At 62.8% G+C, this 14,837-nt stretch carries 14 protein-coding genes; 8 read left to right on the top strand and 6 right to left on the bottom strand.

All coding sequences use genetic code 11. The features are described from left to right. Both SSARUM2_RS06000 and SSARUM2_RS05995 read right to left on the bottom strand, forming a co-directional pair. Positions 1 to 957 carry a DUF523 and DUF1722 domain-containing protein gene (locus SSARUM2_RS06000; protein ID WP_060452728.1) on the bottom strand — a complete coding sequence of 319 codons (957 nt, stop codon included), beginning with the start codon at positions 955 to 957 and terminating at the stop codon, positions 1 to 3. Positions 958 to 1,098: 141 nt separating this feature from the next. Continuing rightward, positions 1,099 to 1,308 (bottom strand): YbfA family protein, encoded by a 210-nt coding sequence (locus tag SSARUM2_RS05995; RefSeq protein WP_004939916.1) that lies wholly within the window; start codon positions 1,306 to 1,308, stop codon positions 1,099 to 1,101. 441 nt (positions 1,309 to 1,749) lie between these two features. Between SSARUM2_RS05995 and SSARUM2_RS05990 the strand changes: the two genes are divergently transcribed. The 6 genes from SSARUM2_RS05990 (at position 1,750) to kdpE (ending at position 9,687) form a co-directional block, all read left to right on the top strand. Continuing rightward, the gene (locus tag SSARUM2_RS05990) at positions 1,750 to 1,839 is read left to right on the top strand and encodes a K(+)-transporting ATPase subunit F (RefSeq protein WP_016928742.1); all 90 of its coding nucleotides are present in this window, start codon (positions 1,750 to 1,752) and stop codon (positions 1,837 to 1,839) included. Then, complete coding sequence (gene kdpA / locus SSARUM2_RS05985) at positions 1,839 to 3,527, top strand: potassium-transporting ATPase subunit KdpA (protein WP_060452727.1); 1,689 nt, start codon at positions 1,839 to 1,841, stop codon at positions 3,525 to 3,527. The genes SSARUM2_RS05990 and kdpA overlap by 1 nt, the downstream gene beginning before the upstream one ends. Before the next feature lie 26 nt (positions 3,528 to 3,553). Continuing rightward, positions 3,554 to 5,623, top strand: coding sequence for a potassium-transporting ATPase subunit KdpB (gene kdpB / locus SSARUM2_RS05980; RefSeq protein WP_033637460.1), 2,070 nt, complete (start codon positions 3,554 to 3,556; stop codon positions 5,621 to 5,623). An 18-nt stretch (positions 5,624 to 5,641) separates the two neighbouring features. Further along, on the top strand, positions 5,642 to 6,211 hold the full coding sequence (gene kdpC / locus SSARUM2_RS05975; RefSeq protein WP_041033885.1) for a potassium-transporting ATPase subunit KdpC: 570 nt from the start codon (positions 5,642 to 5,644) through the stop codon (positions 6,209 to 6,211). 73 nt (positions 6,212 to 6,284) lie between these two features. Continuing rightward, positions 6,285 to 8,981, top strand: a complete 2,697-nt coding sequence (gene kdpD / locus SSARUM2_RS05970; RefSeq protein ID WP_033637459.1) for a two-component system sensor histidine kinase KdpD — start codon at positions 6,285 to 6,287, stop codon at positions 8,979 to 8,981. 16 nt (positions 8,982 to 8,997) lie between these two features. After that, positions 8,998 to 9,687 (top strand): two-component system response regulator KdpE, encoded by a 690-nt coding sequence (gene kdpE, locus SSARUM2_RS05965; RefSeq protein ID WP_033637458.1) that lies wholly within the window; start codon positions 8,998 to 9,000, stop codon positions 9,685 to 9,687. Between the two features lie 27 nt (positions 9,688 to 9,714). On the opposite strand, the gene SSARUM2_RS05960 is transcribed toward kdpE, so the two are convergent. The 4 genes from SSARUM2_RS05960 to seqA all read right to left on the bottom strand — a co-directional run bounded on the left by SSARUM2_RS05960 (position 9,715) and on the right by seqA (position 13,109). Next, positions 9,715 to 10,014, bottom strand: coding sequence for a DUF3861 domain-containing protein (locus SSARUM2_RS05960; protein WP_033637457.1), 300 nt, complete (start codon positions 10,012 to 10,014; stop codon positions 9,715 to 9,717). Beyond that, the gene (locus SSARUM2_RS05955) at positions 10,014 to 10,655 is read right to left on the bottom strand and encodes a PadR family transcriptional regulator (protein ID WP_060420297.1); all 642 of its coding nucleotides are present in this window, start codon (positions 10,653 to 10,655) and stop codon (positions 10,014 to 10,016) included. The genes SSARUM2_RS05960 and SSARUM2_RS05955 overlap by 1 nt, the downstream gene beginning before the upstream one ends. Positions 10,656 to 10,846: 191 nt before the next feature. Continuing rightward, positions 10,847 to 12,490, bottom strand: coding sequence for a phosphoglucomutase (alpha-D-glucose-1,6-bisphosphate-dependent) (gene pgm / locus SSARUM2_RS05950; RefSeq protein WP_033638690.1), 1,644 nt, complete (start codon positions 12,488 to 12,490; stop codon positions 10,847 to 10,849). 76 nt (positions 12,491 to 12,566) lie between these two features. After that, entirely contained in the window at positions 12,567 to 13,109 is a 543-nt protein-coding gene (gene seqA, locus SSARUM2_RS05945; RefSeq protein WP_033637454.1) for a replication initiation negative regulator SeqA, read from the bottom strand. A 224-nt stretch (positions 13,110 to 13,333) separates the two neighbouring features. On the opposite strand from seqA, the gene ybfF reads away from it, so the two are divergent. Further along, positions 13,334 to 14,107: an esterase gene (ybfF, locus tag SSARUM2_RS05940; RefSeq protein ID WP_080437558.1), complete on the top strand. Its 774-nt coding sequence runs from the start codon at positions 13,334 to 13,336 to the stop codon at positions 14,105 to 14,107. 256 nt (positions 14,108 to 14,363) lie between these two features. Next, the gene (gene ybfE / locus SSARUM2_RS05935) at positions 14,364 to 14,651 is read left to right on the top strand and encodes a LexA regulated protein (protein ID WP_004939936.1); all 288 of its coding nucleotides are present in this window, start codon (positions 14,364 to 14,366) and stop codon (positions 14,649 to 14,651) included. Positions 14,652 to 14,837: the final 186 nt, after the last annotated feature.

The raw sequence follows: 14,837 nt of genomic DNA, 5'->3' as shown, positions 1-14,837 counted from the left end.
TCAATGGCCGTAACGCAAACGCAGCGCCTCCGGATAAGGTTCGAAATAGCGTTGTTCCGCCAGATAGCGATCGGGGTATTCCGCCATGTAATGCTTGAGCAGCGCGATCGGCGCCAACAGCGGCTGCATGCCCTGCCGGTAGCGGTCGATCAGGTGCGCCAGCTCCTGGCGCTGCGCCGCGCTGAGCTGACGGCGGAAGTAGCCCTGCACGTGCATCAACACGTTGGTGTGGTTGCGCCGCGTTGCCTTGTGCGCCAATAGCGCCATCAGGCGGCTGCGGTATTCCACGGCGAAGGCCTCCAGCGAATCCCAGCGGTGAATATCGGCGACGAAGCGCCCCAATTCGCGATACGCCGGCTGCGAATGCGCCAGCAGCGACAGCTTGTAGCGGCTGTGAAACGCGATCAGCCCGCCGCGGGTCAGCCCCTGGCGCCACAGCATGTTCAACTCGTACAGCGCGTACACCCGCTCGATAAAGTTTTCCCGCAATGCCGCATCCTGCAATCGTCCGTCTTCTTCCACCGGCAGCCACGGCATCTGGCGCAGCAGTTCGGCGGTAAACAGCCCGACGCCGTTTTTACGCGAGTCCTTGCCGTTTTCGCTGTAGACCCGCACCCGCTCCAGGCCGCAGCTCGGTGACTTGGCGCAGACGATATAGCCGCACAGATGCTGCAAGGCCGCCACGCGCTGCGCGGAGAAGCCGCGCATCTCCTCGGTCAGATCCACGCCGGCGTCGTTGCTGTAGCGCATCGCCGGCCACGGCTGCGCCTGCTTCACCAAGCGCAGCGCCGGGCGTGGTGTAGGCAGGCCGATCGCCATTTCCGGGCAAATGGGCTCAAAGCGCACATAGGGCGCCAACTGTTCCACCGCAAAGGCCAGCCGTTTGTGGCCGCCGTCGAAACGCACCGCGTCGCCCAGTAAACAGGCGCTGATGCCGATAGGGATCTTGTCGCTCATACCGCTCTCCCGTGTTGTTGACCGATGAGGAAAGTGTAGAAGAATGGCTTGCCGAATACGACCTTGCGCTTGATAGGGCCGACTATAGGCATAAAAAAACCCTCGCCGCAGGGCGAGGGTTTTTCGTGAATCGGCAGTGGCTCAGTAGAAATCGCAGGACGCCAGTTCCGCCTGCTGCAGCCAGACCGGCTTATCGCTGGTTTTTGACCAGACGCGGTGCAGGTAGCTGTAAAAACGCCCGCGATCGCTGCGGAACAGCATCACCGGCAGGGCCAAAATGCCCGCGATAACCACTGCGCTGCGGCGCAGGAGAATCCGATGCAGTGAATAAGCGTGATAGGTCGTAGACATGCGAACCTCCTTAAAAACGCCTGCCGTTGATTTGTCAGGGAAAACGGCGTCGACGTATCAAATGAACAATCGGTAATTTGGTAACTGGACAAAATTTTAGCGCACTTGATGAAAGTTTACTACTCATCCGACCACTAAATCGCACAAAAAATCGCTAACCACCGCCGCGATCCGTAATTTTGTTACAGCAAGGTTAATTTTTAACTTACCATGAGTTACATTGTGGTTATTATCTGGTTCATTATTTCCCGCTTACGCCTGTTCTCCCTCCCCCATCAGGGACAATCTCGCCACCGGCCTGATGATTGAAATGCTAAATTTTCGCTGAAATTTCAGCCATTTTTATACTTTTTTTACACCCGCCCACGCGATTTTTTCATCTTCTTTCTACCCCTCTCCCTACACTGCTTCTATCAAAAACAACACCTCTGGAGGTGTCCCGTGAGTTTCAGCGTTATTGGTGGTGCGCTGTTGGTTCTGCTGCTGTTGGCCTATCTGGTCTACGCCCTGTTTAACGCGGAGGATTTCTGATGGCGGCTTCAGCCTTTTTACTGATCGCCAGCTTCCTGCTGGTGCTTCTGCTGCTGGCCAGGCCGCTGGGCGGCTTTATGGCGCGCCTGATCGAAGGTGAGCCGCTGCCTGTGCTACGCGGGGTGGAAGCCGGCGTCTGGCGCGCCTGCGGCATCCGCGTCACCGAGATGAACTGGTGGCAGTACGCGCTGGCAATACTGGTGTTCAACCTGCTCGGCCTGGCGCTGCTGTTCGCCCTGCTGATGACGCAGGGCTCGCTGCCGCTCAACCCGCAAGGCTTCCCGGGCCTCTCCTGGGATCTGGCGCTCAACACCGCCGTCAGCTTCGTCACCAACACCAACTGGCAGGCCTACAGCGGCGAAAGCGCCCTCAGCTATTTAAGCCAGATGGCCGGGCTGGCGGTGCAGAACTTCGTCTCCGCCTCTACCGGCATCGCCGTGGCCTTTGCGCTGATCCGCGCCTTTACCCGCCGCGCCGGCAAGACCGTCGGCAACGCCTGGGCCGATCTGTTCCGCATCACGCTGTATGTGCTGCTGCCGATCGCGCTGCTGATCGCCCTGTTCTTCGTCAGCCAGGGCACGCTGCAAAACTTCCTGCCTTACCTGCACGTCACCACGCTCGAAGGCGCGCAGCAGACGCTGCCGATGGGGCCGGTGGCCTCGCAGGAAGCGATCAAGATGCTCGGCACCAACGGCGGCGGCTTCTTCGGCGCCAACTCGGCGCACCCGTTCGAGAACCCAACCGTGCTGACCAACTTCGTGCAGATGCTGGCCATCTTCCTGATCCCCTGCGCGCTGTGCTTCTCCTTCGGCCAGTTGGCCGGTGAAAACCGCCAGGGCCATGCGCTGATCTGGGCGATGGCGCTGATCTTCGTGGCGGCGGTGGTGGCGGTGATGGTCGCCGAGCTGGCAGGCAACCCGCACCTGAGCGCGCTGGGCGCCGACAGCAACATCAATATGGAAGGCAAAGAGTCGCGCTTCGGCATTCTCGCCACCAGCCTGTTCTCGGTAGTCACCACCGCCGCGTCCTGCGGGGCAGTCAACGCCATGCACGACTCCTTCACCGCGCTGGGCGGCATGGTGCCGATGTGGCTGATGCAGATCGGCGAAGTGGTGTTCGGCGGCGTCGGCTCCGGCCTGTACGGCATGCTGCTGTTCGTGCTGCTGACGGTGTTTATCGCCGGTCTGATGATCGGCCGCACCCCGGAATATCTGGGCAAGAAGATCGACGTTTACGACATGAAGATGACCGCGCTGGCGATCCTGGTCACGCCGACGCTGGTGCTGCTGGGCAGCGCGCTGGCCATCGGCACCGACGCGGGCCGCGCCGGCATCCTCAACCCGGGCGCCCACGGCTTCAGCGAAGTGCTGTACGCCCTGTCCTCCGCCGCCAACAACAACGGCAGCGCCTTCGCCGGATTGAGCGTCAATACGCCGTTCTACAACCTGCTGCTGGCCTTCGCCATGTTCGTCGGCCGCTTCGGGGTGATCCTGCCGGTGCTGGCGATCGCCGGCTCGCTGAGCGCCAAGCAACGCCAGCCGGCGGGCAACGGCACCCTGCCGACCTATGGGCCGCTGTTTATCGGCCTGCTGATCGGCACCGTGCTGCTGGTGGGCGCGCTGACCTTCGTGCCGGCGCTGGCGCTGGGCCCGGTGGCCGAGCATTTGCAGCTTTGGTTGGCAAACTAATCGACGTCACAGAGAGAGAATAAGAGATGACTCGCAAACAACGCGCGCTGTTTGAACCGGCTCTGGTGCGCACCGCGCTGATCGATGCGGTGAAAAAACTGGACCCTCGCGTTCAATGGCGCAACCCGGTGATGTTCGTGGTGTATATCGGCAGCATTCTGACCACCGCCATCTGGCTGGCGATCCTCACCGGCCAAACCGACGGCGCCGCCGCCTTCACCGGCAGCGTCGCCCTGTGGCTGTGGTTCACCGTGCTGTTCGCCAACTTCGCCGAGGCGCTGGCCGAAGGGCGCAGCAAGGCCCAGGCGGAAAGCCTGAAGGGCACCAAGAAAACCAGCTGGGCGAAAAAGCTGGCCGGCCCGCGCCGCGACGGCGCCACGGAGAAAGTGGCCGCCGAGAGCCTGCGCAAAGGCGATATCGTGCTGGTGGAAGCCGGCGATACCATCCCGTGCGACGGCGAAGTGCTGGAAGGCGGCGCCTCGGTGGATGAAAGCGCCATCACCGGCGAATCCGCGCCGGTGATCCGCGAGTCCGGCGGCGACTTCTCCTCGGTCACCGGCGGCACCCGAGTGCTGTCCGACTGGCTGGTGGTGCAGTGCAGCGTCAACCCGGGGGAAACCTTCCTCGATCGCATGATCGCCATGGTGGAAGGCGCCAAACGCCGCAAAACGCCGAACGAGATCGCGCTGACTATCCTGCTGGTGGCGCTGACCATCGTGTTCGTTCTGGCCACCGCCACCCTGTTCCCGTTCTCGCAATACAGCGTGGAAGCGGCCGGCAGCGGCAGCGTGGTCACCATCACCGTGCTGGTCGCGCTGCTGGTCTGCCTGATCCCCACCACTATCGGCGGCCTGCTGTCCGCCATCGGCGTGGCCGGGATGAGCCGCATGCTCGGTGCCAACGTGATCGCCACCAGCGGCCGCGCGGTGGAAGCCGCCGGCGACGTGGACGTGCTGCTGCTGGATAAAACCGGCACCATCACGCTGGGCAACCGCCAGGCTTCGGAGTTCCTGCCGGCGCCGGGCGTGAAAGAGCAAGAGCTGGCGGACGCCGCGCAGCTGGCCTCGCTGGCGGACGAAACGCCGGAAGGCCGCAGCATCGTGGTGCTGGCCAAACAGCGCTTCAACCTGCGCGAACGCGATCTGCAGGCGCTGAACGCCACCTTCGTGCCCTTCTCCGCCCAGACCCGCATGAGCGGCGTCAACGTGCAGGAGCGCATGATCCGCAAAGGCGCGGTGGACGCCATTCGCCGCCACGTCGAAACCAATCAGGGCCACTTCCCGCGGGCGGTGGACGATCTGGTGGAAAGCGTGGCGCGCACCGGCGGCACGCCGCTGGTGGTGGCGGAAGGCGCCCGGGTGCTGGGCGTGGTGGCGCTGAAGGATATCGTCAAGGGCGGCATCAAGGAACGCTTCAATGAGCTGCGCAAGATGGGCATCAAAACGGTGATGATCACCGGCGATAACCCGCTGACCGCGGCGGCGATCGCCGCCGAAGCCGGGGTGGACGATTTCCTGTCGGAAGCCACGCCGGAAGCCAAGCTGGCGCTGATCCGCCAGTATCAGGGAGAAGGCCGTTTGGTGGCGATGACCGGCGACGGCACCAACGACGCCCCGGCGCTGGCGCAGGCCGATGTGGCGGTGGCGATGAACTCCGGCACCCAGGCTGCCAAAGAGGCGGGCAACATGGTCGATCTGGATTCCAACCCGACCAAGCTGATCGAAGTGGTGCATATCGGCAAACAGATGCTGATGACGCGCGGCTCGCTGACCACCTTCAGCATCGCCAACGACGTGGCCAAATACTTCGCCATCATTCCGGCGGCGTTCGCGGCCACCTACCCGCAGCTGAACGCGCTGAACGTGATGCACCTGCACTCCCCCGCCTCCGCCATCATGTCGGCGGTGATCTTCAACGCCCTGGTGATCGTGTTCCTGATCCCGCTGGCGCTGAAAGGGGTGAGCTATAAACCGATGAGCGCCGCGGCCCTGCTGCGCCGCAACCTGTGGCTGTACGGGGTCGGCGGTCTGCTGGTGCCGTTCGTCGGCATCAAATTGATCGACCTGATCCTGGTCGCGCTGCACGTCGCCGGTTAACCATTGAGGGAAATGAACATGACTTATTTACGACCTGCGCTGGTGATGCTGATTTTGCTGACGCTGATCACCGGCATCGCCTATCCGCTGCTGACCACCGGGCTGGCGCAGCTGCTGTTTCCGGCCGCGGCCAACGGCTCGCTGCTGTACCAAGGCGACAAGGCGGTGGGCTCAGCACTGATCGGCCAGAACTTTATGCGCGCCGACTATTTCTGGGGCCGCCCGTCGGCCACCGGCGATTCGGCCTATAATCCACAGGCCTCCGCCGGCAGCAACCTGGCGGCCACCAACCCGGCGCTGGATAAGGCTATCGCCGAACGCGCAGCGCAGCTGCGCCAGGCCAACCCGGCAATGAGCGGCCCGATCCCGGTCGATCTGCTGACCGCCTCCGGCAGCGGGTTGGATCCGCAGATCTCGATCGCCGCCGCGCAATATCAGCTGGCGCGGGTCGCGGCGGCGCGTCATCTGCCGCCGGAACAGGTCGCCAAACTGATCGACGACAATACCGATCGGGCCACGCCCAACTTCATGGGGGAATCGGTGGTCAACGTGCTGAAGCTGAACCTGGCGCTGGATGCGTTGAAGTAACGCGCCGTATTCAGCATAGTGATAGGGTTCGGCATGCCGAACCCCTTTTTGCTTGGTAACACAAGGAATTGTCATGGTCGAAGAAGAGCAGCAGCGCCCCGATCCCGATAGCCTGCTGGCGCTGGCCAATGAAAAGCCGCGCGGCCGGTTGAAGGTATTCTTCGGCGCCTGCGCCGGCGTGGGCAAAACCTACGCCATGCTGCAGGAGGCCCAGCGTTTGCGCGCTCAGGGGCTGGACGTGCTGGTCGGCGTGGTGGAAACCCACGGCCGCAGCGAGACCGCCGCCCTGCTCGACGGCCTGTCGCTGCTGCCGCAAAAACGCATCCAGCATCGCGGCCGGCTGGTGCATGAATTCGATCTCGACGCCGCGCTGGCGCGCCACCCGGCGCTGGTGCTGATGGACGAACTGGCGCACAGCAACGCCCAGGGTTCGCGCCACCCCAAACGCTGGCAGGATGTGGAAGAGCTGCTGGACGCCGGCATCGACGTGCTGACTACCGTCAACGTGCAGCATCTGGAAAGCCTGAACGACGTCGTGGGCGGCGTGACCGGCGTGCGGGTGCGCGAAACGGTGCCCGACCACGTGTTTGACGAAGCCGCCGAAGTGGTGCTGGTCGATCTGCCGCCGGACGATCTGCGCCGGCGGCTGCACGAAGGCAAAGTGTATATTCCCGGTCAGGCCGAGCGCGCCATCGAGCACTTCTTTCGCAAAGGCAACCTGATCGCCCTGCGCGAGCTGGCGCTGCGCCGCACCGCCGATCGGGTCGATGATCAGATGCGCGAGTTTCGCGATACCCAGGGGCGCGAGAAAGTGTGGCACACCCGCGACAGCATTCTGCTGTGCGTCGGCCACAACAGCGGCAACGAAAAGCTGGTGCGCATCGCCGCCCGGCTGGCGGCGCGGCTCGGCTGCCACTGGCATGCGGTCTATGTGGAAACCCCCAAGCTGCACCGGCTGCCGGAAAACCAGCGCCGCGCCATTCTGCGCGCGCTGCGGCTGGCGCAGGAGCTGGGGGCAGAAACCGCCACCCTGGCCGATCCGTCCGAAGAGCGCGCGGTGCTGCGCTACGCCCGCGAGCATAACCTCGGCAAAATCATCATCGGCCGCCGCAGCGAACAGCGCTGGAAGCTGCGCGGCAGCTTCGCCGATCGCCTCGGCCGACTGGGCCCGGATCTCGATCTGGTGATCGTGGCGCTGGAGAACGACGCCGCGCAGCCGCCGCCGGGCAAGGAGCACGACGGCCGCAGCTTCAATGAGAAATGGCGCATGCAGCTGCGCGGCTGCGCGGTGGCGGTGGCGCTGTGCGCGCTGATCACCCTGCTCTCGCAGTGGCTGCTGCCGGGCTTCGATCAGGCCAACCTGGTGATGATCTATCTGCTCGGCGTGGCGATCGTCGCGCTGTTCTTCGGCCGCTGGCCGTCGGTGCTGGCGGCGGTGATCAACGTCGCCAGCTTCGATCTGTTCTTCGTCCAGCCCGAATGGTCGTTCGCCGTCAGCGATATGCAGTATCTGCTGACCTTCGGCGTGATGCTCGCCGTCGGCATCATCATCGGCAACCTGACCGCCGGGGTGCGTTATCAGGCCCGAGTGGCGCGCTACCGCGAGCAGCGGGCGCGTCACCTGTACGAAATGTCGCGCGGGCTGAGCCGCGCGCTGACCGTGGCCGACATCGCCAACACCAGCCGCCACTTCCTCTCCAGCAGTTTCCAGGCGAAAACCGTGCTGCTGCTGCCGCAGGAAGACGGCCGCCTGCAACAGATGGTTGGCGAGGAAGGCGGGCTGCTGTCGGTAGACGAGGCCATCGCGCGCTGGAGCTTCGACAAAGGCCTGCCGGCAGGTGCCGGCACCGACACCCTGCCCGGCGTGCCTTACCAGCTGCTGCCGCTCAATACCCCCAAGCAGACCTTCGGCCTGCTGGCGATCGAGCCCAACAACCTGCGCCAGCTGATGGTGCCGGAACAGCAGCGGCTACTGCAGACCTTCGCGGTGCTGATCGCCAGCGCGCTGGAGCGGCTGCACCTGGCGCGCAGCGCCGAAGAAGCCAAGCTGGACGCCGAGCGCGAACAGCTGCGCAACTCGCTGCTGGCGGCGCTGTCGCACGATCTGCGCACGCCGCTGACCGTGCTGTTCGGCCAGGCGGAAATCCTCACGCTGGATCTGGCGGCCGAAGGCTCCAATCACGCCACCCAGGCCAGCCAGATCCGCCAGCAGGTGCTGAGCACCACCCGGCTGGTGAACAACCTGCTGGATATGGCGCGCATCCAGTCCGGCGGTTTCAGCCTGCGCAAAGAGTGGCAGTCGCTGGAAGAGATCGTCGGCGCCTCGCTGCACATGCTGGAGCCGCTGCTCAGCCAGCATCCGATCGTGGTCGAGCTGCCGCCGGAACAGATCCTGGTCAACTGCGACGGCAGCCTGCTGGAACGGGTGTTCACCAACCTGTTGGAAAACGCCAATAAATACGCCGGCGCCGAGGCCACCATCGGCATTCGCGCCCGCACGCTGCCCGAGTGGCTGGAAGTCGAGGTCTGGGATAACGGCCCCGGCATCCCCGCCGATCAGCTGCAGCTGATTTTCGACAAGTTTTCACGCGGCAATAAAGAGTCGGCGATCCCCGGCGTCGGCTTGGGGTTAGCGATTTGCCGTGCCATTATTGAAGTGCATGATGGCCGCATCTGGGCGGAAAACGGCGCCAACGGCGGCGCCAGCTTCCGCTTCGTGCTGCCGCTGGAAAAACCGCCCGAGATCGACGGCGACGCCTTCGATCTGTAATCAACGCAGGGGAAACGTGAGCATAACGCCAACCAACATTCTGATTGTTGAAGATGAAAAAGAGATCCGCCGCTTCGTGCGCACCGCGCTGGAGAGCGAAGGCCTGCGGGTGTTTGAAAGTGAAACGCTGCAGCGCGGGCTGATTGAAGCCGGCACGCGCAAACCGGATCTGATCATCCTTGATTTGGGGTTGCCGGATGGCGACGGGCTGAGCTACATCCGCGATCTGCGGCAGTGGAGCGCCATTCCGGTGATCGTGCTGTCGGCGCGCAACGCCGAGGAGGACAAGATCGCCGCGCTGGACGCCGGCGCCGACGACTACCTCAGCAAGCCGTTCGGCATCGGCGAGCTGCTGGCGCGGGTGCGGGTCGCGCTGCGCCGCCACTCCGCCAGCCAGCAGGAAAGCCCGCTGGTGAGTTTTTCAGCGATCACCGTCGATCTGGTGAATCGCCGGGTGCTGCGCAACGACGAAGACCTGCACCTGACGCCGATCGAGTTTCGCCTGCTGGCGGAACTGCTGGCCAACGCCGGCAAGGTGATCACCCAACGTCAGCTGTTGAGCCACGTCTGGGGGCCGAACTACGTGGAGCACAGCCACTACCTGCGCATCTACATGGGCCATCTGCGGCAGAAGCTGGAAGCCGATCCGGCCCGGCCCAAACACCTGCTGACCGAAACCGGCGTCGGCTACCGCTTCATGCCTTAACCCCGGCGGGCGCGGTGTGCCGCGCCTTTACGCCGCCGGGCCTTTCTTCAATCCGACCATAAATTCCTTAAACGCATCGCGCAGCGGAGCGAACACCGGGTGTTTGCGGTTTTCGATCATCACTTCGGAGAACAGCTTCAATCCCACGGCGAAGGCCGCGCTCTGCTCGGGGCCGAAGTTCAGATCGTCACGCGCCCGGATACGCTCGACGATCTCGAGAATATCGTCGTGGTTGGTCACTTCAAAACTCAGCGGCGCTTTCGCGACGGGATTGCCCTGGCGATCGCTCAGGGCTTCAACGGTAATAGTAAAACGGTGGCCGGGCATCAGTTCTTCTCCTGCTGCGTGGGTTGAATATGCATTTCGCTTTCGATCGCCGCCACGGCGGTCAGCAACGCGGCGTTGATGCGCTCCACCTGCTGCGGCGTAAGATCGGCGCGCATCACGTTGCCGCGCAGCAGGCTGCGCAGGCGGTTCATGGCGTCGTAGATGCCTTCCGCCAGGTTGCCGTGCCGATGATGCTCGCGGCCGGCGCCCGCCAGGCGCGCCAGAATGACGTCAACCGCCTGTTGATGCTTTTGCAGCTCGCCCTCGCCCGCCGCGGTGATGCGGTAGCTTTTGCGGCCGTTGCCGGTGGTGAGCGGCTCAAGGAAATCCTGCTCTTCCAGCAGCGTCAGCGTGGGGTAAATCACCCCCGGGCTCGGCACGTACAGGCCGGAAGAGGCTTCCTCGATCGCCTTGATCAGCTCATAGCCGTGGCTGGGCTTGCGCGCCACCAGCGCCAGCAGCACCAGGCGCAGATCGCCGTGCTCGAACAGACGGTGACGCCCGCCCCGGCCGCCGCGCCCACCCCGGCCGTGCTCTTCGCCGTCGCCGCCGAAATGATGGCGCCCGCCGCGATGACGGCGGCCCTCTTCACATTCATGATGGTGATGGTGATGCCGGTGTAAACCTAATCGATGAAACATAGGGTGATACCTCGCTTTAACAGTGAACATCAATACGAGGTTGTTTAGATATATCTAAACAGCGTCGATAACGCTAATCTAGATCGATATATCTAAATGCGCAAGCGCGCACCAATAAAAAGATATATCTAAATTGAAGACATAAAAAAAGCGCTGTAAAAACAGCGCTTTTTATCAATCAGGGAAAGTGATTACTTGGCGGAAGCCAGCACTTCGCTGACGATTTCGACCGCTTCATGCTCAATCTTCTCGCGGTGTTCCGCGCCGAGGAAGCTCTCGCAATAGATCTTGTAAGCCTCTTCGGTACCGGAAGGACGGGCCGCGAACCAGCCGTTGTCGGTCATCACTTTCAGCCCGCCGATCGAGGCGCCGTTACCCGGTGCCGCGGTCAAACGTGCGGTGATCGGATCCCCGCCCAGCGTACTGGCCTTGACCATCTCCGGCGACAGCTTGGACAGCGCCGCTTTCTGCGCATGGGTTGCCGGCGCCTGGATGCGGTTATAGCTCGGCGCACCGAAACGCTTGGCCAGATCGTCATAGTGATGCTGCGGATTCTCACCGGTTACCGCGGTGATTTCAGCCGCCAGCAGGCACATGATGATGCCGTCTTTGTCCGTCGACCACGGCTGGCCGTTGAAGCGCAGGAACGAAGCCCCGGCGCTCTCTTCGCCGCCGAAGCCCAGGCTGCCGTCGAACAGGCCGTCCACAAACCATTTGAAACCGACCGGCACTTCCACCAGCTTGCGGCCCAGGTCGGCCACCACGCGGTCGATCATCGCGCTGGACACCAGCGTTTTACCGACTGCGACATCGGCGCCCCACTGCGGGCGATGTTGGAACAGGTAGTTGATGGCTACCGCCAGATAGTGGTTCGGGTTCATCAGGCCTTTCGGCGTGACAATGCCGTGGCGGTCGTAATCCGGATCGTTGGCGAACGCCAGATCGAATTTGTCGCGCAGCGCCAGCAGGCCGGCCATCGCCGACTCGGACGAGCAGTCCATGCGGATGATGCCGTCGTGATCCAGGTGCATAAAGCGGAAGGTCTGATCGATGGAATCGTTCACCAGCGTCAGATCCAGCTTGTAGTGTTCCGCCACGCGCTGCCAATAGGCGATGCCGGAGCCGCCGAGCGGATCCACGCCCAGCTTCAGGCCGGCGCGTTGAATGGCCGGCATGTCGACCACCTCAACCAGGCCTTCGACATAAGGCTGCACCAGGTCTTTGGCGTGCAGGTGGCCACTGTTCCAGGCCTTGTCCAGCGACTGGCGCTGAACGCCTTTCAGCTGCTGCGCCAGCAGTTCGTTGGCGCGCTTCTCGATCACCGACGTCAGGTTGGTGTCAGCCGGGCCGCCGTTCGGCGGATTGTATTTGATGCCGCCGTCTTCCGGCGGGTTGTGGGACGGCGTAATGACGATGCCGTCGGCCTGCGCGCCGCCGCGGCGGTTGTGGCACAGAATGGCGTGCGATACCGCCGGCGTTGGCGTGAAACCGTTATTTTCCTGCACGATCACATCGACGCCGTTGGCGGTCAGCACTTCCAGCACGGAAATGAAGGCCGGCTCAGACAGCGCATGGGTGTCTTTGCCCACGTAGCACGGGCCGGTGGTGCCCTGCTGATGACGAACTTCGGCGATCGCCTGAGCGATGGCGAGGATGTGCGCTTCGTTGAAGCTGTGGCGCTGCGCGCTGCCGCGGTGGCCGGAGGTGCCAAACTTCACCGCGTGTGCGGCATTGCCGGCTTCAGGTTGCAGCACATAGTACTGCGACGTCAGCTGGGCTACGTTGATCAGATCGCTTTGGCGGGCGGGCTGCCCGGCACGTGGATTATTCGCCATCGACATATCTCCCTCATCCCTGTCGGTGACCGGGCAATACGTCGCGCACGGCCAGCATGACGGGCTGTTCGCTAAATTAGACGGTACCGCAAACTTTCTCGATCAGTTCCGCCGGGAACTGCATCGCCTGCATGATGTGTTCGATCATGCTGCGTTTGCGGCCGGTATTGGTATTGGTGATCACCCAGTAAGGGGTGCCCGGTACATGCTTCGGCTTGGTGTGCGTGCCGTTGGCCAGCAGGGTCTGCTGATCGCCGGCGAAATAGGTGCGGGTACGGCCGGTCAACGCCTCGGTAGCGGCGGCGAAACCGGCGGCATCGAGGGTGTACAGCGTGGACAGCACCAGCATGAAACGGTTGACCGCTTTGTTCTGCTCGGCGTATTCATCCGATAACAGCAGCTCACGCATGGCGCGCACGCGATCCCGCGGACGCTGCGCCGGCGCCGCTTTTTCCAGCTCGACGGACTGCGGGGCACTGGCGGCAGGCAACGCGCGCACCGGCTGCCCGGCGGTGAATTTCAACATGCGGCGTAAAATATCGGACGCGCTTTCACCGATGTGTTGCGTGTGGCTGGCAATATAACGGTAAAGCTCTTCGTCGACTTCAATAGTTTTCATCTTTATCCAATACTGTTTTTTCTACTTAGAACCTGAAGCCAGATCCTGCATTCAAGCCATGGGATTATAAGGTTAAAAGCGCTGGGGCGAACACAACAATGTGCCTCCGGACGGCAAATGCAGACTAATACCTATAGCCGGCACTGCCAAGCCCGCGCCGCGAAAATTCCGCATGATTCATCGTGCGATTCAATCATGATACCCTAATCTGAATCTCTCTCAGTATGAACTTCGCCATGAAATTACATTATCAACTGCTGGCCGCCGAGTCAGACGCACTGCCGGTGCTGCTGATCCACGGGCTGTTCGGCAATCTGGACAACCTGGGCGTGCTGGCGCGCGATCTGCATAAACAGCACACGGTGATCAAGGTCGATCTGCGCAATCACGGCCTCTCCCCGCGCGCCGACGACATGAACTACCCCGCCATGGCGCAGGATCTGCTGGCGCTGCTCGACGAACTGCAGCTGGAGAAAGCGATCGTCATCGGCCATTCGATGGGCGGCAAAGCGGCGATGGCGCTGACCGCCATCGCGCCCGAGCGCGTCGCCAGGCTGATCGTTATCGACGTCGCGCCGGTGGATTACCAGACCCGCCGCCACGACGAGATTTTCGCCGCGCTGAAGGCCATCAGCGCCGCCGGCATCACCCAGCGCCAGGCGGCCGCCGAGCTGATGCGCGACTACCTGCAGGAAGAAGGCGTGATCCAGTTCCTGCTGAAGTCATTCCACAACGGCGAATGGCGCTTCAACCTGCCGGTGCTGATCGCACGCTACGAAGACATCACCGGCTGGCAGGAAGTCCCGGCCTGGCCGCACCCGACCCTGTTCATTCGCGGCGGCCTGTCGCCGTACGTGCAGGACAGTTACCGTGCGGACATCGCCCGCCAGTTCCCGCAGGCCCGCGCGCACGTCGTCGCCGGTACCGGCCATTGGGTGCACGCCGAAAAACCGGAAGCGGTGCTGCGCGCCATCCACCGTTTCCTCGACGAAGCCTGAAAAACACGCTCCCCTGGCGAAAAAACGCGCTAAAGATAACGGCTTAGCGCGTTTAGCCCGCAGTTAGGCATTGTCGCCGCTCCATCTGCTGGGGTAATATGGCGCGCTATAATTTTGCCGCCGCGCCAGCGCGTTCACGAACGCCGGTTCGGGGGTGAATTTGGGTTAGGGTTTATTGGCCCGAAGTGTGTTAACCGATGCCTCCGGAAGCGTGCGAGCGCTTTTTGATGCAAACTCCCTTGCAGTACCGCTACCTATGGCAAAAGAACAAACGGATCGCACGACGCTGGATCTGTTCGCAGATGAACGCCGTCCGGGGCGCCCGAAAACCAACCCGCTCTCCCGCGATGAACAGCTTAGAATCAATAAGCGCAATCAGTTACGGCGCGATAAAGTGCGTGGATTGCGGCGCGTAGAGCTGAAAATCAACGCGGATGCGGTGGACGCCCTGAACAAACTGGCGGAACAGCGCAACATCAGCCGCAGCGAACTCATCGAGCAGATGCTGTTGGCGCAACTGGCGGAAGAACAGCCGGAACATTGATCTCTTCGGCCGCACGCGCGGCGCGGCGTTAAGGACAACGCCGGATCGACCACGCTTTTCTTCATTCTCCGGCATCGCATAAATGCGATAAAACCCCGGCGCCACTTTCTGGCATGATACGCATTTACCGGCTAGAGACTGCGCCTGTCGGCGCCCGCCCCGGAGGCGAAAGGCTCTTGCCATGGC

It is taken from the genome of Serratia sp. K-E0102 (genome assembly GCF_029962625.1).
Lineage (GTDB): Bacteria > Pseudomonadota > Gammaproteobacteria > Enterobacterales > Enterobacteriaceae > Serratia > Serratia sarumanii.
Note: the sequence above shows the minus strand (reverse complement) of the source record. Positions and strands in the feature narration are given on the sequence as shown.